At 63.4% G+C, this 25,843-nt stretch carries 26 protein-coding genes; 13 read left to right on the top strand and 13 right to left on the bottom strand.

Annotated features, from left to right (window positions below):
* Positions 1–2: 2 nt before the first annotated feature.
* The 7 genes from C404_RS32280 to C404_RS32250 all read right to left on the bottom strand — a co-directional run bounded on the left by C404_RS32280 (position 3) and on the right by C404_RS32250 (position 5,933).
* Complete coding sequence (locus tag C404_RS32280; protein ID WP_052027458.1) at positions 3–767, bottom strand: molybdate ABC transporter substrate-binding protein; 765 nt, start codon at positions 765–767, stop codon at positions 3–5.
* A 57-nt stretch (positions 768–824) separates the two neighbouring features.
* A complete protein-coding gene (locus C404_RS32275) occupies positions 825–1,817 on the bottom strand; it encodes a sulfonate ABC transporter substrate-binding protein (RefSeq protein WP_021192814.1) in 993 nt (330 codons plus the stop codon).
* A gap of 96 nt (positions 1,818–1,913) precedes the next feature.
* A complete protein-coding gene (locus C404_RS32270) occupies positions 1,914–2,204 on the bottom strand; it encodes a DUF971 domain-containing protein (RefSeq protein WP_031328737.1) in 291 nt (96 codons plus the stop codon).
* A complete protein-coding gene (locus tag C404_RS32265; protein ID WP_021192812.1) occupies positions 2,191–3,150 on the bottom strand; it encodes a HEAT repeat domain-containing protein in 960 nt (319 codons plus the stop codon). Before C404_RS32265 ends, C404_RS32270 begins: the two co-directional genes overlap by 14 nt.
* A gap of 7 nt (positions 3,151–3,157) precedes the next feature.
* Entirely contained in the window at positions 3,158–3,421 is a 264-nt protein-coding gene (locus tag C404_RS32260; protein ID WP_021192811.1) for a 4Fe-4S dicluster domain-containing protein, read from the bottom strand.
* A gap of 2 nt (positions 3,422–3,423) precedes the next feature.
* Positions 3,424–5,148: a fumarate reductase/succinate dehydrogenase flavoprotein subunit gene (locus C404_RS32255; protein WP_021192810.1), complete on the bottom strand. Its 1,725-nt coding sequence runs from the start codon at positions 5,146–5,148 to the stop codon at positions 3,424–3,426.
* A complete protein-coding gene (locus C404_RS32250; RefSeq protein WP_021192809.1) occupies positions 5,145–5,933 on the bottom strand; it encodes a GntR family transcriptional regulator in 789 nt (262 codons plus the stop codon). The genes C404_RS32255 and C404_RS32250 overlap by 4 nt, the downstream gene beginning before the upstream one ends.
* A 93-nt stretch (positions 5,934–6,026) precedes the next feature.
* Between C404_RS32250 and C404_RS59835 the strand changes: the two genes are divergently transcribed.
* The 4 genes from C404_RS59835 (at position 6,027) to C404_RS32235 (ending at position 10,000) form a co-directional block, all read left to right on the top strand.
* Positions 6,027–6,272, top strand: a complete 246-nt coding sequence (locus tag C404_RS59835; RefSeq protein WP_049285480.1) for a hypothetical protein — start codon at positions 6,027–6,029, stop codon at positions 6,270–6,272.
* Positions 6,273–6,501: 229 nt separating this feature from the next.
* Positions 6,502–8,073: a methyl-accepting chemotaxis protein gene (locus tag C404_RS32245; RefSeq protein WP_031328736.1), complete on the top strand. Its 1,572-nt coding sequence runs from the start codon at positions 6,502–6,504 to the stop codon at positions 8,071–8,073.
* A gap of 93 nt (positions 8,074–8,166) precedes the next feature.
* Positions 8,167–9,159, top strand: a complete 993-nt coding sequence (locus C404_RS32240) for a bifunctional helix-turn-helix transcriptional regulator/GNAT family N-acetyltransferase (protein ID WP_021192807.1) — start codon at positions 8,167–8,169, stop codon at positions 9,157–9,159.
* 34 nt (positions 9,160–9,193) lie between these two features.
* Entirely contained in the window at positions 9,194–10,000 is an 807-nt protein-coding gene (locus C404_RS32235; RefSeq protein WP_152524388.1) for an arylamine N-acetyltransferase family protein, read from the top strand.
* A 44-nt stretch (positions 10,001–10,044) separates the two neighbouring features.
* Here C404_RS32235 and C404_RS32230 read toward each other — a convergent pair whose 3' ends face one another.
* Positions 10,045–11,061 (bottom strand): 1-aminocyclopropane-1-carboxylate deaminase, encoded by a 1,017-nt coding sequence (locus C404_RS32230; RefSeq protein ID WP_021192805.1) that lies wholly within the window; start codon positions 11,059–11,061, stop codon positions 10,045–10,047.
* Between the two features lie 160 nt (positions 11,062–11,221).
* Here C404_RS32230 and C404_RS32225 point away from each other — a divergent pair, with 160 nt between their 5' ends.
* A complete protein-coding gene (locus tag C404_RS32225) occupies positions 11,222–11,737 on the top strand; it encodes an Lrp/AsnC family transcriptional regulator (protein WP_037010820.1) in 516 nt (171 codons plus the stop codon).
* 248 nt (positions 11,738–11,985) lie between these two features.
* On the opposite strand, the gene C404_RS32220 is transcribed toward C404_RS32225, so the two are convergent.
* Complete coding sequence (locus C404_RS32220; protein WP_021192803.1) at positions 11,986–12,933, bottom strand: LysR family transcriptional regulator; 948 nt, start codon at positions 12,931–12,933, stop codon at positions 11,986–11,988.
* Between the two features lie 106 nt (positions 12,934–13,039).
* On the opposite strand from C404_RS32220, the gene C404_RS32215 reads away from it, so the two are divergent.
* The 3 genes from C404_RS32215 (at position 13,040) to C404_RS60235 (ending at position 14,785) form a co-directional block, all read left to right on the top strand.
* Entirely contained in the window at positions 13,040–13,774 is a 735-nt protein-coding gene (locus C404_RS32215) for an SDR family NAD(P)-dependent oxidoreductase (protein WP_031328735.1), read from the top strand.
* A 72-nt stretch (positions 13,775–13,846) separates the two neighbouring features.
* Complete coding sequence (locus C404_RS32210; protein WP_021192801.1) at positions 13,847–14,446, top strand: NADPH-dependent F420 reductase; 600 nt, start codon at positions 13,847–13,849, stop codon at positions 14,444–14,446.
* Between the two features lie 186 nt (positions 14,447–14,632).
* Positions 14,633–14,785: a hypothetical protein gene (locus C404_RS60235; RefSeq protein WP_156667259.1), complete on the top strand. Its 153-nt coding sequence runs from the start codon at positions 14,633–14,635 to the stop codon at positions 14,783–14,785.
* Positions 14,786–14,978: 193 nt separating this feature from the next.
* Here the strand turns inward: C404_RS60235 and C404_RS32205 are convergent, their stop codons facing one another.
* Positions 14,979–15,941 (bottom strand): SDR family NAD(P)-dependent oxidoreductase, encoded by a 963-nt coding sequence (locus tag C404_RS32205; protein ID WP_021192800.1) that lies wholly within the window; start codon positions 15,939–15,941, stop codon positions 14,979–14,981.
* A 127-nt stretch (positions 15,942–16,068) separates the two neighbouring features.
* Between C404_RS32205 and C404_RS32200 the strand changes: the two genes are divergently transcribed.
* The 5 genes from C404_RS32200 (at position 16,069) to fes (ending at position 22,605) form a co-directional block, all read left to right on the top strand.
* Positions 16,069–16,695 (top strand): TetR/AcrR family transcriptional regulator, encoded by a 627-nt coding sequence (locus C404_RS32200; RefSeq protein ID WP_021192799.1) that lies wholly within the window; start codon positions 16,069–16,071, stop codon positions 16,693–16,695.
* A gap of 71 nt (positions 16,696–16,766) precedes the next feature.
* Entirely contained in the window at positions 16,767–17,270 is a 504-nt protein-coding gene (locus tag C404_RS32195; protein WP_021192798.1) for a sigma-70 family RNA polymerase sigma factor, read from the top strand.
* 19 nt (positions 17,271–17,289) lie between these two features.
* On the top strand, positions 17,290–18,285 hold the full coding sequence (locus tag C404_RS32190; RefSeq protein WP_021192797.1) for a FecR domain-containing protein: 996 nt from the start codon (positions 17,290–17,292) through the stop codon (positions 18,283–18,285).
* Between the two features lie 136 nt (positions 18,286–18,421).
* On the top strand, positions 18,422–20,887 hold the full coding sequence (locus C404_RS32185) for a TonB-dependent receptor (protein ID WP_021192796.1): 2,466 nt from the start codon (positions 18,422–18,424) through the stop codon (positions 20,885–20,887).
* Complete coding sequence (gene fes / locus C404_RS32180; RefSeq protein WP_081659332.1) at positions 20,887–22,605, top strand: enterochelin esterase; 1,719 nt, start codon at positions 20,887–20,889, stop codon at positions 22,603–22,605. Before C404_RS32185 ends, fes begins: the two co-directional genes overlap by 1 nt.
* 267 nt (positions 22,606–22,872) lie before the next feature.
* On the opposite strand, the gene C404_RS59830 is transcribed toward fes, so the two are convergent.
* The 3 genes from C404_RS59830 to C404_RS32170 form a co-directional block, all read right to left on the bottom strand.
* Positions 22,873–23,937 carry a restriction endonuclease gene (locus C404_RS59830; protein ID WP_160170163.1) on the bottom strand — a complete coding sequence of 355 codons (1,065 nt, stop codon included), beginning with the start codon at positions 23,935–23,937 and terminating at the stop codon, positions 22,873–22,875.
* Positions 23,938–24,023: 86 nt separating this feature from the next.
* Positions 24,024–24,299: a hypothetical protein gene (locus tag C404_RS32175; RefSeq protein WP_021192794.1), complete on the bottom strand. Its 276-nt coding sequence runs from the start codon at positions 24,297–24,299 to the stop codon at positions 24,024–24,026.
* 518 nt (positions 24,300–24,817) lie between these two features.
* Positions 24,818–25,714 (bottom strand): alpha/beta fold hydrolase, encoded by an 897-nt coding sequence (locus C404_RS32170; protein WP_021192793.1) that lies wholly within the window; start codon positions 25,712–25,714, stop codon positions 24,818–24,820.
* Positions 25,715–25,843: the final 129 nt, after the last annotated feature.

The following is a 25,843-nucleotide window of genomic DNA, read 5'->3' as shown; positions in this document are numbered from 1 at the left end:
GCTCACTGCGCTGCGGCCGGCTCCATGCCTTTGCGCTCGAGTAGGGCGGCAGCCGCCTCACTGTGCAGCGCCTGTAGCAATGCCTGCGCACCCGCAAGGTTCTTCACATGGGCACTCACGCCGGCGGCATACACCGTGTAGTTCTGAATGGCTGCAGGCAACGGTCCGACGTACTGGATGTGCGGCACCGCGAGCAATTCGCTGACTTGATGCACGGCCAGCGCCGCTTTGCCATCGACGAGCCGGGCGCCCACCAGCCCGCCGTGAACCAGCACCGCCTTCGGCGCAATCGCCTGCGCAATGCCCAGCGTCTCAAACAGCTTCGATAGATAGATGCCCGACGACCCGCCCGCCGCCGGGTCCAGATACGCCACCGATGGTGCCGCCAGCAAAGTCTGCTTGAACTCATCGACCGTCGAGATATCCGGCTTGGGCGCGCCCTCGGGCACGGCAACGCCAATGCCGACGCGCGCCACGTTGCTGAGCGTCGGTGCCAGATTGCTCGACGCACTGAGCGTTTTCGCCAAGGGCTCCGGCAGGATGGCCACGTCGAAAGCCTCGCCGCCCTGGATGCGCTTGGCCAGTTCGCCCGCCGTGCCGTTGGAGATGATCAGGTGGAGATCGCCCGTGCGTTCCAGCGAAGGCGCCAACGCATCGAGCACAGGCCGGAACGCGCCCGCGCTCAGAACGGTGACGTCTGCCGCGCAGGCCGTGCCAGCCATGCACAGCGCGAAGAGCGTTGCCAGAAGCGGAATTCTCGAGGCCACGGTGCGGCTCCGTTCATGTGTTTGTGCCGCACCTTAGCACTGCATCCGGCAACCGGCTTACAACCCCGCAACCGGGAAGCTCGCTTGCCAGACCGCACTCTGCACATTCACGGCTTTGGGAATCAGCTTCTGCTGCAGGAACAGGTCGGCAATCTGCTGCTGTGACGCCACGATTTCCGGCGTGATGGGCGTTACGCCGTAAGGCACGCGCCGCAGCCAAGTTTCCACCACGGGTTGTTCAATACCGAGCTTGGGCGCCAGCAGCGCCGCCGTCTCCTGCGGGTGCTGATTCACCCACAGGCCCGAGATGCGCAACTGCGCCAGGATGGCATTCACCGCGCGCGGATGCGCTTTCACAAACTCCGGCGTGGCCTCGTAGAAGTTGGAGGTCGGCACCTCGCTGAAATCGCCCAGCGTGCGCGTCTTCAGCGCTTTCTGCGCCAGCGCGTAGTACGGGTCCCACACGACCCACGCATCGACGGCGCCGCTCTCGAAGGCGGCACGTGCCTCGGCGGGCGGCAGGTAGATCGGCTGCACATCCTGCACCGTCAGGTTGGCGCGCTTGAGCAACTGCACCAGCAGGTAGTGCGAGCTGGAGCCCTTCTGCAGCGCAATGCGCTTGCCCTTCAGGTCGGCCACGCTGTGCGCGGGCGAGCCGTCGAGCACGAACAGCGCCTCGTTGGTCTTGCCGCCGGGCTCTGCACCCACGTAGACGAGGCGTGCACCTGCCGCCTGCGCAAACACGGCCGGCGGCGCACCGGTATAGCCGAAGTCGATGCTACCCGTGTTCAGTGCCTCCAGCAGTTGCGGCCCGGCGGGGAATTCCTTCCACTCGACCTTGTAGCCGAGGTCTCCCAGTGGTTTGTCGAGCGAGCCCTGCGCTTTGAGCACGGCCAGCAGCCCTGCCTTCTGAAAACCGATGCGTACCGTGCCGGCCGGGTCGGCGGCTTGGGTGAGGCCCGCGCTCAGCGCAAGGCCGGCACCCAGCAGCGCGGCAAGCCAGCGTCGTCGGCCAGACGATGGGATGGTATGAGGCGATTGGGTTTGCATGATTCCTCCAGCGAGTTGGGTGTTGTGCGGTCGATGCTACGGACCGCACGTGCGCGAAGGAACGAACAAGATTGCATGTGCATAGGCGCAGCTGCGTCAGCCTATTGCCGTGGCAGTCAACTCGACCAAGTAGGCCCATGGATAGATGCCGCGCGCATGCCCATCGTTGAAGACCAGTTGCACGCCGTAACCCACAGGCGCAATGGCGGTGATGCGCACATCGGCCGGCGCGCTGATCGACGTGCCGTGATGGCGCTTGAACTGGCATTCGGCACATCGGCAGGCTTCACGCAACGCAACGTGGTCGAGCGTGATGGCTGCCTCTTTCCAATGCAGCCGCAATGCGCCCTTTGCGATGTCGTTGTCGATGCGCTCAGGTGGCTGCACGGGCACCCTCGATCTGTGCCAGCGCAATCCGCACGGCCTTAACGACTTCCGGGTCCCCATCGCTTTCTGCGTTGCGCAGGGCGGGCAGGGCAGCGGCTTCGCCGATCTCACCCAGCGCCAACGCCGCTTCCTTGCGCAGATTGCTGATGGGGTGAGCGAACAGCGTGGCGAGTGCATCAACGGCATGCGCAGCGCGCCAACGGCCAAGTGCGCGAGCGGCTTGCAGACGGACTTGCCAGTAGTCATCCGCCAGCGCATCGGCCAAGGCTTGCGTGACGTGCGCCTCGGGAGCCAGCGCGCGCAACTTGCCGAGCGTGCTGGCGCTTTCCTCTCGCACGCGCCAGGTGGTGTCGCGCAGCGCATCGAGCAGCGCGGGTAGCACGGATGCATCCGTCGCAAGGCCAAGCGCACCTGCAGCTGCGCGTCGCACTTGCGCGTCGTCATCATGGCGGGCGCGTTCTGCCAGGGCAGGGAGCGCGGCCGCATGCTTGCGCCAACCGAGCACGGCCACCGCTTCGCGGCGCACAGTGGCATCAGCGTCCTGCAAGGCATGCAGTGCGGGCGCCTCGCTCTCAGGCACGCGCAGTTCTCGCAAGCCACGCAGGGCGGCTGCGCGCACGAAGCCACTCGCATGGTCGACGTAGGGCAGCAGTGCGGGCGCAGAGTCGGGCGACTTCAGTTCACCCAGGCCGAGCGCTGCCGCATCACGCACAGCGGCATCAACGTCTTCCAATGCACGCGCGAGTGCGGCCACGGTGTCGGGCTGTTCCCAAGTCGAGAGGATGCGCGCGGCTTCCAGCCGAACCTCGGGCGCTGGGTCATCCGCAAGCAGGGCAATCACGTCGGGCAGCGCATCGGCGTCTTCCTCATCGGCAAGCTGCAAGAGGGCGACGCGTCGTGTGGCGGCATCAGCGTCGCGCAGGCGCGCCAGGATTGTTGTCGTCATCGCCACCTCAACGCAGCAGATAGGGAATGTCGACCTTTACCGCGCCGGTCGGGCAGTCCTGTTCGCAGGGCATGCAGTACCAGCATTCGTCAAACTGCATGAACGCCTTGCCCTTGGTGAGATCAATGGCGAGCAGGTCGAGCGGGCAGACATCCACGCACACCGTGCAGCCCTTGTCGGCAATGCACTTGGCTTCGTCAATGGTGACGGGCGCGCTGCTGCGCGAGGTGATGTCGTGAGGCGTATGAAACGAGAGTGGGGCGTGAGACATGATCAGGCTGCCTGGGGGATGCGCAGGTGCGCGTAGGAATCGGTGCCGCGCACGTCGACGGGGATGACGTAGGGCTCAACGGCCTGCTTGCGACTGGTCATGGCGCCGTGCGCATCTTTGTAGAGGCGCGTGTGGCAGAACCAGTTGGCGTCGTCGCGCCCGGGATAGTCCACGCGGTGGTGGTACAGGCCCCAACGGCTTTCCGTGCGGAAGAGCGAGGCACGTGCGGCCATCTCTGCGCAGTCGCGGATGAAGCTGACTTCCATGGCGCGCATCAGTTCGTGCGGGTTGCGTGCGTGCAGGTGCGTGATGTCTTCGGCAATCTCGTCGAAGCGGCGCAGGCCGATTTCCATCTTGCGGGTGACCTTGGGCGGCTGCAGGTAGTCGTTCACCATGCGGCGCAGCTTGTATTCCACCTGGGCCGGGGCGAGTCCGTGTTCGCGTTGCAGCGGCGCGAAGATGCGCGCGCGCTCGCGGGCGATCTGCTCGTCGTCGACACGCACGTCGCCTGGCCGGCCGGCGATGTAGTCCGCCGCGTTCTGCCCCGCAAACCAGCCGTAGGTGAACGCGCCCAGCATGTAGTTGTGCGGCACGGCGGCCATGTCACCGGCGGAGTAGAGACCAGGCACCGTCGTCTCTGCGCGCGCATTCACATACACACCCGATGCGCTGTGCCCGCTGCAGAAGCCGATTTCCGAGATGTGCATCTCCACCATCTGCGTGCGGTAGTCCGTGCCGCGCCCGGCGTGGAAGCGGCCGCGGCTCGGGCGCTCGTTGGTGTGCAGGATGGTCTCGATGGTCTGGATGATTTCTTCCGCCAGGTGGTCGAGCTTGAGGAAGACCGGCCCCTTGCCGCCCTGCAACTCCTGATAGAACTCCCACATCATCTGACCGCTCCAGTAGTCGCACTGGATGAAGCACTCGCCGCGCGCGTTGGCGGTGAAGCCGCCCAGTGGGCCGGTCACGTAGGCGCAGGCTGGGCCGTTGTAATCCTTGATGAGCGGGTTGATCTGGAAGCATTCCAGGTTGGCGAGTTCTGCACCGGCGTGGTACGCCATCGCATAGCCATCGCCCGCGTTGGTGGGGTTCTCGTATGTGCCCATCAGGTAGCCCGATGCGGGCAGCCCGAGCCGCCCGGCCGCACCGCAGCTCAACACCACGGCCTTCGCGCGCACCACGAGGAAGTCTGCCGTGCGGCAATCAAAACCGAGCACACCGCACGCTGCGCCATCGGCATCCGTCAGCACACGCGTGACGACGATGCGGTTGGTGATTTCCACCCGCGCACGCTTGAGCTGCCGATACAACACCTTCTTGATGTCGTGCCCCTCGGGCATGGGCAGCACGTAACTGCCCATGTGGTGCACCTTCTTGACGGCGTAGTCGCCGGTCTCATCCTTCTCGAACTTCACGCCCCAGCGGTCGAGTTGCTCGATGGTGGCAAAGCTGTGCTGCGCGTAGGCATACACCGCGGATTGATCGACGATGCCGTCATTGGCCAGCGTGATCTCGCGCGTGTATTGCTCGGGCGTGGCGTGGCCGGGAATGACCGCGTTGTTCAGCCCGTCCATGCCCATCGAGATGGCGCCGCTGCGCTTGACGTGCGCCTTGTCGATCAGCAGCACGCGCAGCGCGGGGTTGCGCTCTTTTGCCTTGATCGCCGCCATGGGGCCGGCGGTGCCGCCGCCCACGATGACGAGGTCGTACTCCAGTTCCTGCGTGTTCATACGGTGCCTTGCGAGGGGAAGATGGTTTGCGCCGATGCGGCCACGTGCCGGTCCAGCCGTAGCCGGTACTGGAAGGTGTCACCGCGAAAGTAGAGGCGCTCAAAGTCGATGGGTTTGCCATGCGCGTCGTGCGTCAGCCGCTCCACGCGCAGGATGGGCGCGGCTGCACCCACGTCGAGTGCCGCCGCGGTTGCGTGATCCGCCAGCGCCGCATCAATGGCCAGCGTGGCGTGGCCCAGCGGCACGCCTGCGTCCTGCTCCAGCACAAGAAACACGTCGCGCGTTGCCAGATCTGCACGGGCCACCACGCGCCCAAGTGCCTCCGGCAGCCACGTCACTTCCAGCGATACCGCCGCGCGGTCCAGCAATCGCACGCGATGCAATTCGGTGACGGGTGTGCCGGGTGCAAGCTGCAGCGCCTGCGCTACATCCATCGGCGCGGGCACCGTCTCCAACCGCAGTACGCGGTTGTGGATGTTGTGCCCTTGCGCGGACATCGCTTCCGCAAAGCCCTGCAGCGCCGTCACGTTCTGGAACGCCTTCGGCGCGCTGACAAAGGTGCCCTTGCCATGGCGGCGGAAGATCAGCCCTTCGTTCTGCAGATCCGCCAGGGCCTGGCGCACGGTGATGCGGCTGGCGCCAAACTGCTCGCACAGGGCGGCTTCGGATGGCAGCAGCGTATCGGGCGCGGCTTGCCCGCTAAGGATGGCCTCACGCAGCGCGCCCTTGATCCGTTCATAGAGCGGCGGCGCGTGCAGGCGGGTGGAGGGTGGGGACGTCGTCATCTGGGTACGAACTCGTCATAACAAGTTCGCCCAGTCTAAAAAGCCAGCGTTGCCGGGGGAACGAAGCTTTTTCGATATGGTTCTGCGATTTTTGTGGGCGACAGCCTGGGGCGTTGTGTGGGCTGCACGATGCTGACCGGTGGGGTGGGACGCATCAGCGGCAGTGCGGTGGGTGTGTTCTGCCTCATGCAGCGCGTGCCGGGACGTAGCCAGCGTGGGGCGGCTGTGCCGCCGTTGGGCGGTAATCGCTCGGCACGGCAGGCTGCCAAACCGGCCAACGATGCCGCTGCCCCGGCTGTTATCGGGCACGCCCAGCATGCAACGGTATCGCCAGGCTGATGCATCGCATTAGCACCGTACCAACGCTCCAAATTGGAGCATGTGGGTGCGTTATTGTGGCGCGCCCGCCGGTTCCAATGCACCACATCCAAGCATTGTCTGTGTGAGGTGCCTTTGCACCCAGAGAAACGCAAAAATCCTCTTCAGCGGACCAGTCGCGCGCCGATATGCGCTTTAGGCATGTCTCACATGCGGAATATTTATCACTGGGCAACGGTCGGGGGAAAACATGGGCTCAATGGTGCATTCGGTACGGTTCAAACTTTTGGCGGCCTTCGGTCTTTGCTTGGCATTGCTGCTCGCCACGGGCGTGTTTGGTGTCATGGGCTTGATTCGGCTCAACAGCAATATGGCCGACGCCTACACCGGCAACACGCTGCCGATTGTGCAGTTGGGGGAGTTGCGCGCGGCGCAGCTCGATGCACGTCTGCAGTTACGTCGTGCGCAGTTGGTCAAGGACGATCCGGCCCAAGTGCGAGCGTTTGTTGAAGCGCTCCGTAAGGACATGGACAAGATCAACAGCAGCTGGAAGAAATACTTCCCCGCCAGCATCACCAGCGAGGAAGAGCGTCGCATTGCGAACAAGTTCAATGAGGCGCTGCCGCAGTTCAATGCGAACGTGAACGACGCGGTGAGCGCGCTGCAAGCGGGTCACGCTGACGCGGTGGTCCAGATCACCGACCGCCAATCCGCTGCAAACATAGAAATGGGCGACCTGATCGAGCAAGACATCGCCATCAACGTGGCGCAGGCCAAGGATTTTGCGGCCGATAGCGATGCCACGTACCACCGGATTCTTGTCTGGGCCATCGTGCTGGTGTGCGCAGGGTTTGCAGTGGGTGTGGGCATGTGCTGGTACTTGCTGCGGGCGATCTCGCGCCCGCTCAGCCGCGCCGTCAACGTGGCCAACGACATTGCCGGTGGCAAGCTGGAGAACGGCATCGTTGTCGACACGCAGGGCGAGTTTGGCGAACTGCTGGTCGCGTTGCGCAAGATGGATGAGCAACTGACCGAAACGGTGCGCGGCATCAAGGTTTCGGCCGAATCGGTGACGGTGGCGTCCAAGGAGATTGCCGCCGGCAATATCGACTTGTCCTCACGCACGGAACAGCAGGCCGCATCGCTGGAAGAAACCGCGTCGAGCATGACCCAGTTGACCGAGACCGTGAAGCAGAACGCAGAGAACGCCGCCCAGGCCGATGCGCTGGCCTCCAACGCCAGCACCATCGCACAGGCCGGCAACGTGGCCGTGCAGGCGATGGTCGGCACGATCGACCAGATCAGCACCAGTTCGGGCAAGATTTCCGAGATCACCGGGTTGATCGAGGGCATCGCCTTCCAGACCAACATCCTGGCGCTCAACGCCGCCGTGGAAGCCGCACGGGCCGGCGAGCAGGGCCGAGGCTTTGCCGTGGTCGCCAGCGAGGTGCGCACGCTCGCACAACGCTCGGCCTCGGCTGCCAAGGAGATCAAGGGCCTGATTGGCGCCTCCGTTGCCGTGGTGCAGGCGGGCTCACAACAGGCTGCCGAAGTGGGCGAGACCATGGCCGAAGTGAAGGAGGCCATCCGCCGCGTGTCGGAGATCGTGACCGAGATTGCCGCGGCGTCTGCCGAGCAAAGCCGGGGCATCGAACAAGTCAACCAGGCCGTCGTGCAGATGGACGAAGTCACGCAGCAGAACGCCGCGCTGGTGGAGCAGGCGGCAGCGGCAGCGCAGTCGCTCGAAGAGCAGGCAACGACCTTGCGGCGCGCGGTATCGGTGTTCCGCATGGGGAATGGCACCGGCGCAGCATTTGCCTGAAGACCACGCGTAGCGCAGGGCAGAAGCGGGCGGCTTGAAGAAGTTGTTCCATGCAACTATATTGGTTGTTCAGCGCAACCAATCGAGGCTGTCATGGATTTCATCGAAGCGCCCGCCAAGCCCCGCGAGCAAACCATCAGCGAGTTGCGCGAGGTGTCGCGCAGGCTGGTGCGTGAACTCGGTTTTATGCGCAGCACGCTGGCGCAGAGTGATCTACCGCCCTCCGCCGTGCACGCCATCCTGGAGATTGCCGGCGCGCCCGGCATCCAGGCGCGCGATCTGGCCGAACGCTTGCGGCTGGACAAATCCAGCACCAGCCGCCAGGTCACTCGGCTGGAATCCGACGGGCTGGTCGAGCGCCGTGCGTGTGATGGCGACGGCCGATCTTCCGAGCTTTACCTGACCCGCGCCGGCCAGCAGTTGCGCCGCAAGATCGACGCCTATGCGTCTGGCCAGGTATCGAACGCGCTGCGCCACCTCGCCCCGTTGGACCAACAGCGGCTGCTCGCGTCGCTGTCGCAATACGTCAGTGCGCTGGCGGATGACAACGATCACAAGCCGCAGCAAGCCGGCACCGGAAGTGGCACCGGCGGCGGCATCCAGATCGTGCAAGGCTACGTCCCCGGTTGCATTGGCGACATTGCCAGCCTGCACGGCCGGTTCTATGCGCAGCACTGGGGGTTTGGCGTGTTTTTCGAGCGCCGGGTGGCAACGGAGCTGGCTACGTTTGCGGCCGCGCTGCCTGATGACAACAAGGCGCTGTGGCTATGCGTGGAGAACGGCCGCTGCCTGGCCTCGCTGGCGATGGACGGCAACCCGCACTACCGCGCCGCGCACCTGCGGTGGTTCATCGTCGATGATGCGTTGCGCGGCACTGGCGTTGGGCGCGAACTCATGTCGCGCGCCATGCGCTTTGCCGATGCGCATTTCGACGAAACCTATCTGAACACCTTCAAGGGCTTGGATGCGGCGCGCCACCTGTATGAGTCGTTCGGCTTTGTGCTCACGCAGGAAGAAGACGGGTCGCAGTGGGGCAGCACGGTGACGGAACAGCAATTCCGCCGCCGCTCGCAAGGTCGTGCATAGTCGTGGCTTCGGTCATTTCGCAAGGACGTTGGACGTGACACCTTCCATCGATCTGGACGCGTATCTCAACCGCATCCAATGGGGCGGCGATGTTCGCCCAAGCTACGACACGTTGGCCGGGCTGCTGCGCGCCCACATGCTGCACATCCCATTTGAGAACCTGGATGTGCTGCTCGGGCGCGGCATCCGTATCGACCTCGACAGCATCCAGAACAAGCTCGTGCGTGCACGCCGTGGCGGCTACTGCTTTGAGCATTCGACGCTGCTTGCTGCGGTCTTGGAGCAACTCGGTTTTCAGCCGGTCCGCCAGTTGGCGCGGGTGACGGTATCGAGACCCCGCACGGAGATGGCCCGCACGCACATGTTTCTGACCGTGCCGCTGGAAGAGGGCACGTTTGTGGTCGACGCCGGGTTTGGTGCATTGGCGCCGCGCGTGCCGGTGCCGCTGAAGGAGGGCACGCCGGCCACGATCGACAGGGAAACCCATTGGATGGTGCGCGACGCAAACCGCTGGAGCCTGCGCGCGCAAGTGGGCGACAAACCGCCCGTGGATGCTTGGGTGTCGACGTTGGAAGAGGAAGGGCCGGCCGATTTTGAAATGGGGAACCACTTCACGGCAACGTATCCGGCATCACCGTTCCGCAATCAGATCTTGCTGCGTGCGCTGACCAAAGACGGCCGCGTCTCCGTCTTGAACCGCAACGTCACGATCGTGCGCGCGGGCACATCGCACAAGATCGAGTTGGCCAACCGCACCGCGTTGCGCACGCTGCTTGCCGACCACTTTGGGTTTGATCTGCCGGAGGTCGAGCAGCTGCGCGTGCCCGACATTCCGGAGTGAACCTGATCGACGTCACTCCACCCCGGCAGTTGTGTGCGTGCAGGTCAACCGTTACGGAACAGGAAGCTGTAACCGTTCAGCGCGGGCACGCCGCCCAGGTGCGCATACAGCACGCGTGAGCCCGCCGGAATGTCACCCCGGCGGATCAGATCGATCATGCCCTGCATTGATTTGCCCTCATACACCGGGTCCGTCAACATGCCCTCGGCGCGGGCGCACAGGCGGATGGCGTCGAGCGTCTCTTGTGATGGCACGCCGTATTCCGGATACGCGTAACGGGTGTCGAGCACCACATCGGTCTCGGTAATGTCGCGGCCTAGGTCCACCTTGTCGGCGGTTTGGCGCGCAATGCGCAGGATCTGCTCACGCGTCTGCTCCGGCTTGGCGGAAGCATCAATGCCGATCACGCGGTCGGCACGCCCATCCGCCGCAAAGCCCACCACCATGCCCGCCTGCGTGCTGCCCGTGACCGAGCACACGATGATGTAGTCGAAGGTGAAGCCGAGCGCCTTCTCCTGCTCGCGCACTTCCTCCGCAAAGCCCACAAAGCCCAGGCCGCCCAACGGGTGGTCTGACGCACCGGCGGGAATCGCATACGGCTTGCCGCCCGCGCGGCGCACGTCTTCCAGCGCCTGCTCCCAGCTCGCCTTGAACTCGATGCCGAAGCCCGCATCCACCAGCCGCACATCCGCGCCCATGATGCGTGACATCTGGATGTTGCCCACGCGGTCATACGCGCCGTCAAACCAGTTCACCCAGTTCTCCTGCACCGTCACGCAGCGCATGCCCAGATGCGCCGCCACCGCCGCCACCTGCCGCGTGTGGTTCGACTGGATGCCGCCAATGGTGACCAGCGTGTCGCAGCCCTGCGCCAGCGCCTCTGGAATCAGGTACTCCAGCTTGCGTGTCTTGTTGCCGCCAAAGGCCAGGCCGCTGTTGCAGTCCTCCCGCTTGGCGTAGATCTCCACCTTGCCGCCCAACTGGGCAGACAGGCGCGGCAACGCTTGAATGGGTGTCGGCCCAAAGGTGAGCGGGTGACGGGGAAAGCGTTGCAGGTTCATGTGCGTTGCTCCGGTTCAGATGGGTGAAGGGAGAGGGAATCGGGTACCTCCATGCTAGGGAACAACGCACGAAACAGGGTTGTGAAGATTGGCCAGTTGACGCATCATGGCACGCAGAATCAGGTACGCTGGTATCTGAAATTGTGCATGACTACTATTTATGGCAACAAAATTGCGTGGAAGAGCCAAGGCAGTGCCAAAACCAACCGCGCCGCCGCCCGAGCTGGATCGAACAGACAAAGCGATCCTCCGCGCCCTGCAGAAAGACGCCTCCATCAGCAATGTCGCGTTGGCCAAACGTGTGAACCTGAGCCCGGCCGCATGCCTGCGGCGGGTGGAGCGGCTCAAGGCCGCCAAGGTGATCCGGGGGACGGTCGCGCTGCTCGATCCGCAGGCGATGGGGGCGGGCACCGTGGTGCTGATCGGCGTGGTGCTCGACCGCTCCACGCCGGAGTCCTTCGCTGCCTTTGAGAAGGCCGCGCAGAACATCTCCGGCTGCATGGAGTGCCACCTGGTGACGGGGGAGTTTGACTACTTCCTGCTGATCCGCACGCGGGATTCAGAGAGCTTTACGCGGTTGCATGCGGAGCAGCTGTTGTATCTGCCGGGGGTGCGGCAGGTAAGGTCGTTTATGGGGTTGAAGGAGGTGGTGAGTCGGACGGAGGTGGTGGTTTGATTTACTGTTTTCGACCCATAGCTGCCATTCGCACACCTGCTGCCGCCGTGACCGCTTCTGGAATGGAACGGACGCTCGCCGCACCGAGTCGGTCGGCAAGTTGAAGGCGTTCGGCAAGAGTGAATGAGTCTTCGCGATCCGCTGCAGCCATTGAAGACTCCAGAAGGCTGACTTCTGATTACCTACTTTGCGGACACTCATCAAGGAACAGCGGGCCGTACTGGCTGTTGCTCACGCGCGGCGGGCCTTCATGTTTTTTTGCCTTTGCGTGAGACGGAGCGCTTGCTGGCACTCTTTGAGAAGCGATGACGATTGCCAAGGAGATCGACCAGCCGTGTCTCGGATTCTGAAAACGAGTACCCGCGCCGCTGCGAGATCATGAACGTGAGCGGGCGCATGTGCCATGCGCGCCGTTGGAGTTCGACAAGTGTTCCATTCGCGAGGTCTTCCGCAACCACGTGACGCGGCATATGCCCCCAGCATAAGCCTCCCCTGAGCAAATCGTGCTTCGCACCGAGGTCATTCACCAGCCACTGGCGTTCACCGGCGACCCCGTGTTGTGTCTTTTCCGCATCGGGCTGATTGTCGGTTACGACGAGCTGGATGTGCCGGCCAAATTCCTCTCGCGGGATCGGCCCCCTGGTTGCGGCCAGCGGATGCGATGGCGCACAGACGGTCACCATTTGCGCTTCACACAAATGCAGCCTCTCTATGGTGCCCGGGCTCAGTTCCGGAACGTCGGTGATCGTCACCGACAATGCGCACGTGCCTTCGAGAACCAGACGCTCGCCTCCTTGCATGGTCGTCATGCGCAGATTGATTGCAACGGTAGGAAAGTCCGACTGCACGCTGCGCAGGCATTCAATCAGGTGCGCGCGCGGAAAATAGGTATCCACTGCAATCGAGACCTGTGGCACCCCGGCTTCGGCAATCGCAACCGCGCGCATCTTCATTTCCTCGGTGCGTGAGATCACCCCACGAGCATCAGGCAGGAGGCTGCGGCCCGCAGCCGTAAGCGTCGCTTTGCGCGCGTTGCGCTCGAACAGCAGCACATCAAAGGCACTCTCGAGCGCGCTGATCGCGTGACTGACCGCCGACTGTGCACGCCTCAGCTCCCGCGCAGCCCCGGAAAAGCTTCCTTGGTCACACACGGCAACGAAGGCCCGAAGTTGATTGATGGTTACGTTATCGAGCATAGGTATCTAAAGAATAGATGAAATTTATAGATATTTAGTCAATTCACTTCATGAATCAAGCCCATCAGAATCGTGTTTGTCGCTTTTATTTCGAAGGATGCATGACATGAACAGACTGAATGGAAAGACCGCCGTGATCACCGGCGGCGCTACCGGCATCGGCCGCGCCGCAGCAAAGCGCTTCATCGAGGAGGGCGCCTTCGTCTTCATCTTCGGCCGGCGGCAGGAAGTGCTCGACGCCGCTGTGGCCGACCTCGGGCCCAATGCCCGTGCGGTCAAGGGCTCGGTCTCGGACCTGGACGACCTCGACAGGCTCTACGCGGCGGTGAAGGCCGAGCGCGGAACCCTCGACATCGTCTTCGCCAATGCCGGGGCGGGAAGCCAGCTTGCGCTCGGCAAGATCACCGCCGAGCACATTGACGAAACCTTCGACACCAATGTGAAGGGTACGATCTTCACGGTCCAGAAGGCGCTGCCGCTGATGGGCAAAGGCGGTTCGATCATCCTGACCGGATCGAGCGCCGGCACCACGGGCGCCCCGGCAATGAGCGCCTACAGCGCGAGTAAGGCGGCAGTGCGCAACCTCGCTCGGACCTGGGCGGAGGATCTGAAGGGCACCGGCATCCGGGTCAACGTGCTGTCGCCCGGGGCGACGGCCACCGAACTCGCGAAGGAAGCATTAGGCGAGGAAGGCCAGAAAGTCTTCGCCTCGATGACTCCGCTCCAGCGCATGGCCGATCCGGCAGAGATCGCAGCGGCGGCCGCCTTTCTCGCGTCGCCGGACAGCAGCTTCATGACCGCCAGCGAGGTTGCCGTTGACGGCGGCCTTGCGCAACTCTGACACGCTACGCCCGGCCGGTCACTCCACTCGATATTCGGAGCCCGGAGGGCGTGGTAAACCAAAGGGAAATGTATGAGCTACGCAATTATTGGCTTCGGCAAGATCGGCCAGGCGCTTGCCAAGGCGTTTGCCCGAAGCGGCATTGAAGTATCCGTTGCAACCACTCGTGATCCGGAAAGCTTTGCATCCGCTGCGGCCGCGATCGGACCAGAGGTCATTCCCAAAAAACTGGCGGAAGCGGTCAAGGCGGACGTCGTCTTTTTGGCTGTCCGTTTCGAGTCCCACCGAGATGTCGCGAAGGCGCTGCCCACCTGGACGGGCAAGATCATCGTCGATGTGACCAATGCCTACGGAGTGCCTCCTGAGGAGCTGGGGGGACAACCTTCTTCCTGGGCCGTCGCGCAGGCCTTCACTGGCGGCAGACTGGTTAAGGGTTTCAATCATTTGGGCGCTGCCGTCCTTGAACAGGATCCGGCCGTACATGGTGGCAGGAGAGTCGTGTTCCTGGCGAGCGACGATGACGGCGCCGCAGCGGAGATTGGTGCGCTTGCGGAAAATCTCGGTTTCTCGCCGATCAAACTTGGCGGGCTTTCGGAAGGTGGACTGCTAGTGCACGCGCGCGGAAATCGCTGGGGTCAACTGATCTTTAAGGATCTGGTGAAGTTCGACTGATGTATCGTGATCGCAAATTTCGATCCGATCCTGCCTCGTGGATAAAGGGCAGGCACAGTTTGATTGAAGCGAGGGGACGGCAGTAAGCCGTGCTCCGATCATCTGGCGCCATGTTCTCATCGGCAGATCCACTAGGTATCCGATTAGATCGAACACGATCCGATGCAAGGCAAATAGAGAGCTTCGATGAGCATCGTAGAGAATGTTCAGATCGTGAAGGATTTCTTTGCAGCAATGGACGCTGGGCCTGTACCAATTCGCGAATGTCGGGAAATCGTCCTGGGACGGCTGCGTATTCCTGATCGGCCGCTGTCGGCTTTGGCCGAATTGTGCATGTAGCTCGTCCGTCAGCTTCCGGAGTACTGCAGCCGTTCAAACGGCAGGTTTCCCCGCTCGCTGAATGATAGGTTCTGGCCGAAAGCGGACAGCCGACGCTCCGTTGATCAACGGCAGCTACCGACCCGTTTCGGTCAGACAACCTTCTTCAAACCACTCGGTCAGCCAAGCCCAGATCTTGCGGACGGCCGATCTCCTAATGCAAGTCGACGACAGGCAGGTTAACGCCAGAGACGTTGACGACGGCCTGCCACGCGGCTTCTTGAAAAGCGCCATCGTGTAGGTGTGGCTGGAGCTGCGCCTCAATTGGGCCCGAGAACTTCCCTTCAGCCGAGGCGAAGAATTGCCCTGAGACGTCGGTTCCGAACTTCGAGGCCTGGATATACCGGCCTGCCGCCGTCTCCGGCGTCTGATTCATGCCGGGAATGAGGTTCGCGATCGGGATGAACAGATACTTCACGGCCAGGCTAGCTTGTCGCGAAACCTTGGTAGAGGTCGCCGCACCAGGCGAGACAGCGTATACGGCCATGTCCGAAGGCAGCCGACGCGCCAGCGCCGCAGCCCACCAAACAACGATGAGCTTCGCGTCGGCATACGCGTTGTTGGGCACATACCTCACGTTCGGCCCATTGCGCAGCAGGGCTTCCATAGCAGCGGTCAGGTCCCCTCCGTGGTATTTGGCAGCGAGTGCGTCCACGTCGGTGTACTTGAACATGGGTACGCCCCCTCGGGCAGGTTCCGCGCTGGCGATAACAATCCTTGCGTTGGGGCTCAGCAGGTTGGCGCGGAGCAATCCGACCGTCAATTGATGATGGCCGATGAGCGGGGCCTGAGAGGCCTCGACGCCCGCCGCAGTGATCACCCGCTGCTTGCCCGGGACCATCCCGGCATTGAGCAGCAGGAAATCGATCGGCCGACCTAGCTCGACAAGCGCGGCGAGGGCGGACTGAACGCTGGCGGGCGTGTCCAGGTCCAGCTCGAGCGGCGTGAAGATCTGTCTTTTGGTCTCCGCCGCAAGCAGTGCGGCCGTTTCCCGGACTCGAGCCAGGCTGCGCCCGGTGATGATGATCTCGCGCCAGCCCTCTCCAGCAAGAAGGCGGGCTGCAGCATGACCGAGCCCGGAGGTGGTGCCGGTTACGAGAGCGATCGAATGTTCCAAGGGCGTCTCCGTGGTAGAGGGTTAAAGCCGGACCGTATGGTCCGGTGAGGCTGGAGCCAGCTTGCTAATTTAGAACTGTTCAGTTATATATTCGTACAAGAACAGGTGTCAAGGAGTTTGAAACTAAATGGTTCAGAATTCACCTGCGCCGCGTGGACGGCCCCGCAGCTTCGACGAGATAGATGCACTGGAAAAGGCAACTCAGGTGTTCTGGTCGAAAGGCTATGACGGCGTCACGATCGACGACCTTGTCGCGGGGATGGGCGTGGGACGGCCGAGCCTGTATGCCGTCTTCGGCGACAAGCGGGCGATATTCTTGCGCGTCCTTAAGATGTATGCGGAGCGGAAGGGCGCAAAAGCCGCGAAGGCGCTCCTCGCGCCAGAGAGTCTTCGCGACTCTATCGCAGGCTTTTTGAGGTTCGCCGTCGAGAGTGCGACTGAGAAAGGGTCCGCCCGGGGCTGCCTTATGGTTTGCGTCGCGCCGCTTGTGAACGACGCTGAGGTTCAGCGGTTTCTGCAGAACGCCGTTGCGGGTGGCACGGCGCTAGTGGAGCGCCGTTTCCGGGACGGGATCAGTGCGGGAGAAATCGCATCTGACTTCCCCGTAGTCGCGCGCGCAACGCAAGTCACGGATTTTGCTCGTGGGTTGACAATGCGTGCGCAGATAGGCACGCCGCGCAAGACGCTCCTGAAAGATGCTGACGAAGCGGCCGACCTAGTGCTCCTGCCGCGGCGTGGAAACGTGGGGCCATAAAGTTGATCCTTTATTGATAATGATTCGCATTTGCAATAATATGGCGCTTTGTTACGCCGCCATGCTTGCCAATGTCCGCCGTCGAGCGACCGCCCGTCGATGAAATCCAGTCGCTGTACATCGCCCACCACGGTTGGCTGAACGGCTGGCTGCGACGGCGCCTGGGGAATGCCGCCGATGCGGCCGACCTTGCGCAAGACACCTTCACGCGATTGCTCGCACGCGATGCGCAGATTGCCGCGCGTGAGCCCCGCGCCTTCCTCGCCACCGTTGCGCATGGGCTGGTGGCCAACTTCTTCCGGCGGCGGCAGATCGAACAGGCATACCTAGAAGCGCTGGCTGCGCTGCCCGCGGCCCATGTGCCGGATCTGGAGACGCGCGCCATCGTGCTGGAAACCCTGGTGGAGATCGACCGCCGTTTGCAGGCCGTTCCACCCGCCGTACGCAGCGCGTTCCTGATGTTCCAGCTCGACGGTGTGCCGCAGGCCGAGATTGCCGCGCAACTGGAGGTGTCCGTTGCCACCGTGCAGCGCTACCTGGTCAAGGCGCTGCACCAGTGCTGCTTTCCGGCTTAGCTGAGCGCATCCGGCACCGATGTCTTGCACCACCTTCCCCACACAGCCTGATCCGCCGATCGATCCTGCCGTTGCGCTGCAGGCATCGCAGTGGATGATCACGCTGATGTCACCCGACGCCGCCGCGCACGACCACGATGCCTGCACGCATTGGCGTGCACAGCATCCCGAGCATGAGCGGGCGTGGCAGCACGTGCAGACCGTCTGGCAATCGCTGGCGGCGCTGCCCGCTGATCTTGGGCGCGCCGTGCTTCGGCAACCCCGGCGCGTGATCAATCCGGCGCGGCGCCACGTGCTTGGCGTTGCGGCGGCCACGCTGGTGTTGGGTGGCGCCGTTGCCTGGCGCTGCGCAAAACCCGGCGCGGATGGCGGTGCCTATGCAACCGGCACAGGCGAACGCCGCCACATCCAACTGGCCGATGGCACACACGTCGAACTTGATACCGCCAGCGCAATCGACGTGCGCCTGGACGCGGCAGCGCGCCGCATCATCCTGCGTGCCGGTGCCATTCAGGTGACCACGGGCCGCGACACGCTGGGTCGGCCGCTGTACGTTGATACCGAAGACGGCACGCTGCGCCCGATCGGCACCCGGTTCACGGTGCGCCGCTTGCCCGATGGCGGCACGCGCGTTGGCGTGCAGGAAGGCGCGGTGGAGATTCGCCCCGCAGCGGCGCCGGATGTGGCGCGCGTCGTTCGCGCGGGAGAACGCATGCGTTTCACCCGGCTGGCGATTGATGCATCCGACGCGCAAGACGACACCAACATGGACGATGCAGCGTGGGTGCGCGGCATGCTGGCCGTGCACGAGATGCCGCTGGCGACCTTCCTCGCCGAGCTTGGGCGGTATCGCCCTGGGTGGGTGCGCTGCGCGCCTGACGTGGCCGCGCTGCGTGTCTCAGGTGTGTTCCCGATCGACGATACCGGGCGCGTGCTGGAAGCCCTGCCACACGTGCTGCCCGTGCAGGTCCGCACGCTCAGCCGCTACTGGGTCATGGTTTCGGCGAGCGACTGAGCTGTGCCCGCTGCTATCTCCACCCCACACTCCATAGAAAAGTTTTTGCCTCCGATGTGAGGGCTTTGCGCGCCTCAAGTGGCCTACGGGAATAGCAATCAATCCCAACCACAACATCATCAGGGGGAAATCACAGATGGGCTGCTATCCGCTGTCTGCTTCAACGCAAGGTGCCGGCCAACCCAGCACCTTGCGTCTTCGCCGGCATCTGCTGGCTATTGGTCAGGCTGTCGCGTTGTTGGCGGCGGCCTCGCCGCATGTGGGTGTACAGGCGGCGCCGGCCGGCTCTGCTGCTGCAACGGCGCGGCAGTCGTATGCCATTCCGGCAGGCGCGCTGCAACCGGCGCTCACGCGCTTTGGTGTGCAGGCTGGCGTGCTGGTCTCATATGACGCGGCAGACCTGGCGGGCCGCCGCACCGCTGGCCTGCAGGGCCAGTACGGTGCTGCCGATGGTCTGGATGCGCTCCTGCAAGGCACCGGCCTGCGCGCGCAACCGGTGCCGGGCGGATTCGCGATTCAGCCTGCACCCGCACCCACGCCGGTCGAGACCACGGGCACGTCGTCTGCCACGGTAACGCTGCCGATTGCCACCGTCTCTGCCGCGCGCGGGGCAACCTACCCGGGGGGCCAGATCGCGCGCGATGCGCAGCTCGGCTTGCTGGGCAACACCAACGCCATCGATTCGCCCTACAGCAGCACCACGTACACCGCACGCACGATTCAGGACCAACAGGCGCAGACCATTGCCGACGTGCTGGCCAATGACCCGACCGTGCGCTACACCACGTCCACCGGGCACATCTACGAGAACTACACCGTGCGCGGGTTCGACATTACGTCGAGTGACCTTGCGTTCAACGGCATGTACGGCCTGGCCCCTTTTGGCCATGCGCCCACCGAGTTCATCGACCGCGTGGAGCTGCTGCGCGGCCCCACCGCGCTGCTGACCGGCATGTCGCCCAGCGGCGCTGTGGGTGGTGCCATCAACCTGATCCCCAAGCGCGCAACGGCCAAGCCCGTCATGCAGTTTTCCACCCACTACCAGTCCGACGGCTACGTGGCCGGCGCGGTCGACATGGGCCGGCGCTTTGGCGACGACAAGGCCGTGGGCATACGCTTCAACGGCGCCTATGGCGATGGGCGCACCGGCCTGGACGGGCAGGGCAGGCGGCGTGAGCTGGGCGCCATCGCCCTCGACTACGCCGGTGAACATGTGCGCGCCTCGGTCGACGCCTACGCGAGCGACGAAGAGATCCGCAACGGCAGCGCCTGGATGGCCTCGTTCACGCGCAATGTCGTGAGCCCGCCTGCGCCGGGCACCAACATCCTGCGCGGCGTGCACGGTCGTATCGAGAACCAAGCCATCGTGGCCCGTGGCGAAGTCGACTTCGCGCCCGACTGGACCGCCTATGCCGGGCTCGGCACGCTCAGCCATCGCTACTCCGGCTTCATCAATGGCACACGTGCCAACGGCATCCAGCCCAACGGCAACTACACGGGCGTGACGTATCACCAGCGCGGGTTTGCCGACACGCTCTCGGCCGAGGCCGGCGTGCGCGGCACCGTGCGCACCGGCCCCGTCGAACATCGGCTGGTGGTCGGCTACACCCAGTTGGACCTGCGCACGGGCACGGTCAACAACGCCAGCCGCTCGTTCATTTCCAACATCTACGCGCCGGTGCAGGCCATCATCGCGCCCGAGCCCGGCGAGCCGCCCAAGACCTCTGACACCACGCTCACCAGCCTGGCGGTGGCCGATACGATGGCGTTTGCGCAGGAGGCTGTCTTGCTGACGCTAGGCGCGCGCCACCAGCGCGTGCAGGCCAAAAGCTTCAGCGCCGCCACCGGCGCGCAGACGGCCGACTACGACCAAAGTGCCATCACGCCCTCGGTGGGTTTGGTGGTCAAGCCGTGGGGGCCGGGCCTCTCGCTATACGGCAACTACATCGAGGGCCTGAGCCAGGGCGACACCGTGACCGACGTCACGGCGCGCAACTACCAGCAGGTGTTTGCGCCGTACAAGACCAAGCAGATGGAGGCCGGCATCAAATGGGAGAACGGCCGCCTGACGCAAACGCTCAGCGTGTTCCAGATCCGCCGTCCGAGCCTGGTTAAAGACAACGCCACCAACCTCTACAGCCCTGATGGTGAACGCCGCAACCGCGGCATCGAATGGACCATCGCCGGCGAAGTCACACCGGGTGTGCGCCTGCTGGGCGGCGTGGCCTATACGCGCTCGGTACTCACGCACACCGCTAACGGCCTCTACGACGGCAACACCGCCTTCGGCTCGCCTACCTGGTCGGGCAACCTGGGCGCGGAGTGGGACGTGCCCTGGGTGCCGGGCCTGACGCTTGCCGGCCGCGCCACCTACACCGGCGCGCAATACGTCAATTCGTCCAACACGCAGCGCATCGACAGCTGGACGCGCTACGACGCCGGCGTGCGCTACCTGACCCGCATCATGGGCAAGCGCGTCGGCTTCTTCGCCAACGTAGAAAACCTGCTCAACAAGAGCTACTGGGCAGGCTCGTTCAACGACGGCTACGTCACGCAGAACGCGCCCCGCACCTTCAAGCTCACCACCACGATCGACTTCTGATGCGCCACGCTCTCGTTCTGCTCTCCTGGGCGCTGGCGGCTAGCACGGCTGTCGCCGCTTCACCCGTAGCGCCAGTTGCTGACGTGGCTGTCGGCCAGTCAGTCAACGCAACCTGGCAACCCGGCACGTTGTTGCCTTACCGCGTGACGCTGCATGCGGGTGATCTTGTGCAGGGCACGCTCGATGGCCCCGCTGCGGCGCTCGACTTGCTCGACGCCCGCAGCGTGCACGTGCGCCGCCTGCTGAGCCCGCTGTCGCTGTCGCGCAGCTTCCTGTTTGTCGCGCCTGCTGATGGCGTGTACACGCTGCGCATCGACCCGAACGGCGCAGCCGTGGCCGGTGCGGCAGGTGGTGTGCCGATGCCCGGCGCACGCTACGCGCTGCGCATTGAACGCATCGTCGCCCAGGCCCAGCAGCAACCTGCGCCGGAACTGCCGCAAAGCCCGCGCATTCGCGCACTGGCAGAGGCTGTGCGCCACGGCACCGGCACCGATGCTTTCTGGCGCGACGTTGCCCAATCCGGCACGCCGCTGGTCGAACCCGCGCCCGCCGCGCAAGACGGCACGCCCATGGTGCTGCTGACCTTCCTGTGGCGGGGGCCGGTGCGCAACGTCACGTTGCTCGGCAGCCCAAGCGGCAACCACGACGCCCTGCAACGCCTGGGCGACACCGACGTCTGGTACCAGACCTACGCCGTACCGGCCAGCACGCGCCTGAGCTATCAACTCGCCCCCAACGTGCCCGACTCGGATGCCCCCGCCGCACAGCGCCGGCGCCTGCTGCTGGCCACGCTGCAGCGCGATCCGCTCAACCCCCGGCGCTTTCCGGATACCGAGGGCGATGCATATCAGCAGAAGTCCGTGCTGGAGTTGCCCGGCGCACCGCCCCAGCCGTGGCTCGCAAGGCGCGCTGACGTACCGGCCGGCACCGTAACGGCGCACCGCCTTAACAGCCAACGGCTGGGCGAAGCGCGCGATGTCTACGTCTACCGCCCGGCCGGTGCCGCACCGCAGGCGCTGCTGGTGCTGTTCGACGCGCACGCTTACCTGTCGACGGTGCCCACCCCAACGGTGCTCGACAACCTCATCGCAGAAGGGCGCATTCCACCCACCGCCGCGCTGATCCTGTCCAACCCGAGCGCAGCGGCGCGCGCCACGCAACTGCCGCCCAACCCCGCCTTTGCCGACTTCCTGGCCGACGAGCTGATGCCGTGGGCTGCTGCACAGGGGCTTTCGGCACCGCCGGCGCGCACCGTGGTGGCCGGGTCGAGCTACGGCGGGCTGGCAGCTGCGTATGCCGGGCTGCAGCACCCCGAACGCTTTGGCCTGGTGCTGAGCCAGTCCGGCTCATTCTGGTGGGCGCCCGACTCCGCACCAGACCGCCCGCCGCAAACGCCCGGCTGGATGATGCGCGCCTACGCCACCAGCCCGCGCCTGCCGCTGCGCTTTTATCTGGAGGCCGGGCAGTTTGAGGATGGGCGTGGTGCGGTCAATATTTTCACCACCACGCGCCACATGCGTGATGTGCTGCGGGCCAAGGGGTACCCAGTGCGGCATGCCGAGTTCGCCAGTGGGCACGATTACCTGCAGTGGCGGGGGACGTTGGCTTGTGGGTTGATTGCGTTGTTGGGGGAGCCCAGCGTGTTGGATGAGAAGGCGACGCGGGCTTGTCCGGGGGCGGGGGCTGCGTTGCCTGGGAGGGGTGGTGAGGCGGGGTAGCTGTGCGCGATGTAGCTACCCGCGCCGATCGGCGTGGCGCTCTATTGCGTTACGCCGGAGCCTTTCGCTGTCTTCGGAAAAGCCGCGCAGAACGCCGTCGGCTGCGTGCGGAGCAGCTGCCGTAGCTACCAGGGGTACGGCGGGTGTAGTCGTTTATGGGGCGTAAAGATGTGGTGAGTCGGACGGAGTTTGTGGTGTGGGGGAAAAGCTCAACTGTCTTTACAACAGCACATCGGCAACTGGGCCGCCACGATGTTGCAGGCGCTATTAGCTTTGCCGTCTCGATACACGATATCCACCCAAATAAGATGTGTCTTTTATGCTGAGTTTACGGATCATATTTCGTTGCTTATCAGGGATCTGGAATCGATGTATTGACAATTGACGTCCTTTTTCAGGGAATATCAAGGCGAACATACGGCCATCGTCAGTCCCGATGTGAGTTATAGCGGCTCCAGAGAATGCTGAATTGTCGAAAGCATCTTTAAGAATCATGAAATTCGGCTTTATGGTTCTTCTTCTCCATTGGAGAAGGCCAGTAATTGTTGCCTCATTGATCAACACGGTGCTGCCATCTTTTAGCACCAGATGAACGTCGTCTCGCTCAATATCGAGCGTATGAGTATGGGGCCATTCTGGCCCCATTGTGAATTCTGCTTCTTCGTCAGTTGATTCATGAGGGAATGCTTGCAATGCTGCCTGAGCTACATCTTGCGTGCATAGAATCCCTGTGGAGCGAAGCAGTAAATCCTTCTGATAGCCCCCTAAGGTGGGCCACCTGGGATGAGGCTTTCCGCTACTGTCTACCGTACGGGTTGCTAGATCTAATATGTTCGGTATCGAAGTTGCAGGTAAGCTATAGGTACATTTATATTGGTGCCAATAGAGAAGATGACTTCGGAAGCAAGACAAGAACTCGCTAGGTGTTCCGACGCCTAAAAAATCGGGAAAATCGATACCAATTGGATTTTCCCATGGCTGAAGCGTATACAGATTTACGCCTCGTTTCCTGGCTTTGGTGCGAGCCCCATCTGTATAGCCGGCTGTGGAAAAGATCGCTTTGTGCGTGATTTTCGGCATATCCGTTAGTTTCGCGATGAGTTGTTCCACTGTCGCAACGTCTACCGGTTTTCCCTCGTGCTTGACCTCCGCAGCCTTAAATGCGGTAACTTCACCATGTTCGTCGACAATGGTGACCGTCACATCCACATCTCGCTCCTTCTCTGCTGCTTCATCGAAGACCATGTCCCCGATAGTGACATCCACCGCTTCTGGATCGCGTCCGAGGCAGCAGAGCCCTACAAGGTACTGAACCATCATTGGTGTGAGCATGTGGTAACTCCCTATTTCTGTAACCGTCTGGGGCATTCTCCTCGCCAGTTTTCCCCGCCCGTCCCGGGGAAAGCAACTACACCTTCTTATTTACCCCGCCCCCGCTCCAACGCCTCCAACAACTCCCACCGATACAACTCCACCAGCACCCCCTCCAGCGTGGTGAGCAGATACACCCCAATCCCATCCAAAAAACCCGCGTGGTACTCCGCCGATTTCTCACAGGCGTAACTCTGAAACTCCCACCGAAACACCCTCGGCTCAAACTGCCGATGCAGCTTCAATCCCGCCTGCGTCCGCCGCAAGAATTCACGCGCTGCCAGCGCGCCTCGCAGATAGTCGCGGTTACGTTCAAGCGCCATTGCGCACCTCCGCAAAGAGCGTGCGATCAGTACAAGGCAGGGAGGGGAAATGCGCGGAGCAGCGTCCGCAAGAGAAGGGAACAGCTTGAATCAGTAATGCCATCGTCTTGCCCTCTTACTGGTTGAGTAGGGGAGCCGCCCACCGTTGGGGGTGGGCGGGCACACGGCAAGGTCTGCAATACCGATCAAGTTCACCAACAACCGGCAGGGCCGTGAGGCCCTCCCTGCCGGGCCCGCCCATATAGGCGAACGACGGCGCGCAAGGGCCATAACGGCACTCACGGGCGAACTTGAATTCGGGATTGCAGTCCCGGCTGCGCTTGTTTGCGCGAGCCTGGGCAGTTTACCGGGCGGCCAGCGAGCCGGGCAAGTTGGGGTTTATGGAGAGGGGCGCAGTAGGACGCCCACCATCAACGCCAACTCCACTGCAACGGGCATTTGCTACTGAACCTATGCGCATGCCGAGCCGGCTTTCGCCATGTCACACGTGTGCGAGGTGCGGCGTGTTGCGCTGGGGCTTACATGGCGCCGTTGCCAGCGATGCGTTCAATCAAAATCGCGGCATAGCGCTCGGGCTGCTCAATATCCGGAAAGTGACCGCAGTCTTCAAAGCGAAGCATCTCCGCATGCGGTATGCACGCACGCAGCGAGTCGGGATCGGTGCCGCGGTGCGAATGGTCCTGCGTCCCCCAGATGATGGTGCAGGGCGTCGTGACGGCTTGCTGCGCTGCTGCGTTCTCACGCATCAACCCTTGGACTACACCCGCCAGGCAGAAACACCCGCCGCCGGAAAGCGCGCGATGTGCGGTCTGCTGAAAAGGTTGTGCATCGGTTGTTCGAGGTAGCGCACGGCTATACCAGCGATGCGCCGCCTTTTGTCGGAACAGCCACGCCGCCACCTGCCCGATGACAGGAACGTGCAGCGGCCGAGGGACGTTCTGATGCGCCCAGGCGTGCATCGCAGGCAGCGATGGTGTCTGAGACAACACCAGATGCGTAATGCGCTCCGGCGCCATGCGGGCGGTTTGCAGGGCGTAGAAACCATTGGCGCAACTGAATGCCAGCGCAGCCGTCTTGATTCCCAGCGCGTCCAGAACGCCCAGCACGGCTTTCGCGCCCTGCACCAGAGAGTGCGTGTAGGTTGGCAGCGGAAAAGAAAATCCAAAGCCCGGCATGTCGAAGCACACCACCCGGAAGCGCTGCGCGAGCAAGCCAATCAACACCGCATAGTGTTCGATCACATTGGGGCCGTCCGGCACAAACACGATGCACGGTTTCGTGGTCCCAGAGTCGTATGCGCGAATCGGCCCGACTGGCGTGTTGACTTGGAAGGTCGGCAGAACGTCGCCGCCTTGGCGCTTGAGATGTAACTTCGAAAATCGTGTCAGCAGGCTATCAACCAGAGAACCAAGCATGGAGGGTGGGGGGAGTGAGAGCGTATCTTCGTGTTCGACGCGGGGGTGCCCGATGCCGCAGTCAACCCAGCATGGTGCCCCAGCCAGCGCGTCTTTTCACTGAGCCACTCCAAAAAAAACGCCAACCCT

Source organism: Ralstonia sp. AU12-08, assembly GCF_000442475.1.
In the GTDB taxonomy this organism is placed as follows: domain Bacteria; phylum Pseudomonadota; class Gammaproteobacteria; order Burkholderiales; family Burkholderiaceae; genus Ralstonia; species Ralstonia insidiosa.
The sequence above is the reverse complement of the archived record's forward strand: the minus strand, read 5'-3'. Positions and strand labels throughout refer to the sequence as shown.

Coding starts and splice junctions, on each gene's coding strand:
- C404_RS32275 (WP_021192814.1), bottom strand. CDS start 1,817: ATGCAAACCCAATCGCCTCATACCATCCCATCGTCTGGCCGACGACGC.
- C404_RS32265 (WP_021192812.1), bottom strand. CDS start 3,150: ATGACGACAACAATCCTGGCGCGCCTGCGCGACGCTGATGCCGCCACA.
- C404_RS32260 (WP_021192811.1), bottom strand. CDS start 3,421: ATGTCTCACGCCCCACTCTCGTTTCATACGCCTCACGACATCACCTCG.
- C404_RS32255 (WP_021192810.1), bottom strand. CDS start 5,148: ATGAACACGCAGGAACTGGAGTACGACCTCGTCATCGTGGGCGGCGGC.
- C404_RS32250 (WP_021192809.1), bottom strand. CDS start 5,933: ATGACGACGTCCCCACCCTCCACCCGCCTGCACGCGCCGCCGCTCTAT.
- C404_RS32245 (WP_031328736.1), top strand. CDS start 6,502: ATGGGCTCAATGGTGCATTCGGTACGGTTCAAACTTTTGGCGGCCTTC.
- C404_RS32240 (WP_021192807.1), top strand. CDS start 8,167: ATGGATTTCATCGAAGCGCCCGCCAAGCCCCGCGAGCAAACCATCAGC.
- C404_RS32230 (WP_021192805.1), bottom strand. CDS start 11,061: ATGAACCTGCAACGCTTTCCCCGTCACCCGCTCACCTTTGGGCCGACA.
- C404_RS32225 (WP_037010820.1), top strand. CDS start 11,222: ATGGCAACAAAATTGCGTGGAAGAGCCAAGGCAGTGCCAAAACCAACC.
- C404_RS32220 (WP_021192803.1), bottom strand. CDS start 12,933: ATGCTCGATAACGTAACCATCAATCAACTTCGGGCCTTCGTTGCCGTG.
- C404_RS32215 (WP_031328735.1), top strand. CDS start 13,040: ATGAACAGACTGAATGGAAAGACCGCCGTGATCACCGGCGGCGCTACC.
- C404_RS32210 (WP_021192801.1), top strand. CDS start 13,847: ATGAGCTACGCAATTATTGGCTTCGGCAAGATCGGCCAGGCGCTTGCC.
- C404_RS60235 (WP_156667259.1), top strand. CDS start 14,633: ATGAGCATCGTAGAGAATGTTCAGATCGTGAAGGATTTCTTTGCAGCA.
- C404_RS32200 (WP_021192799.1), top strand. CDS start 16,069: ATGGTTCAGAATTCACCTGCGCCGCGTGGACGGCCCCGCAGCTTCGAC.
- C404_RS32195 (WP_021192798.1), top strand. CDS start 16,767: ATGTCCGCCGTCGAGCGACCGCCCGTCGATGAAATCCAGTCGCTGTAC.
- C404_RS32190 (WP_021192797.1), top strand. CDS start 17,290: ATGTCTTGCACCACCTTCCCCACACAGCCTGATCCGCCGATCGATCCT.
- C404_RS32185 (WP_021192796.1), top strand. CDS start 18,422: ATGGGCTGCTATCCGCTGTCTGCTTCAACGCAAGGTGCCGGCCAACCC.
- fes (WP_081659332.1), top strand. CDS start 20,887: ATGCGCCACGCTCTCGTTCTGCTCTCCTGGGCGCTGGCGGCTAGCACG.
- C404_RS59830 (WP_160170163.1), bottom strand. CDS start 23,937: ATGCTCACACCAATGATGGTTCAGTACCTTGTAGGGCTCTGCTGCCTC.
- C404_RS32175 (WP_021192794.1), bottom strand. CDS start 24,299: ATGGCGCTTGAACGTAACCGCGACTATCTGCGAGGCGCGCTGGCAGCG.
- C404_RS32170 (WP_021192793.1), bottom strand. CDS start 25,714: ATGCTTGGTTCTCTGGTTGATAGCCTGCTGACACGATTTTCGAAGTTA.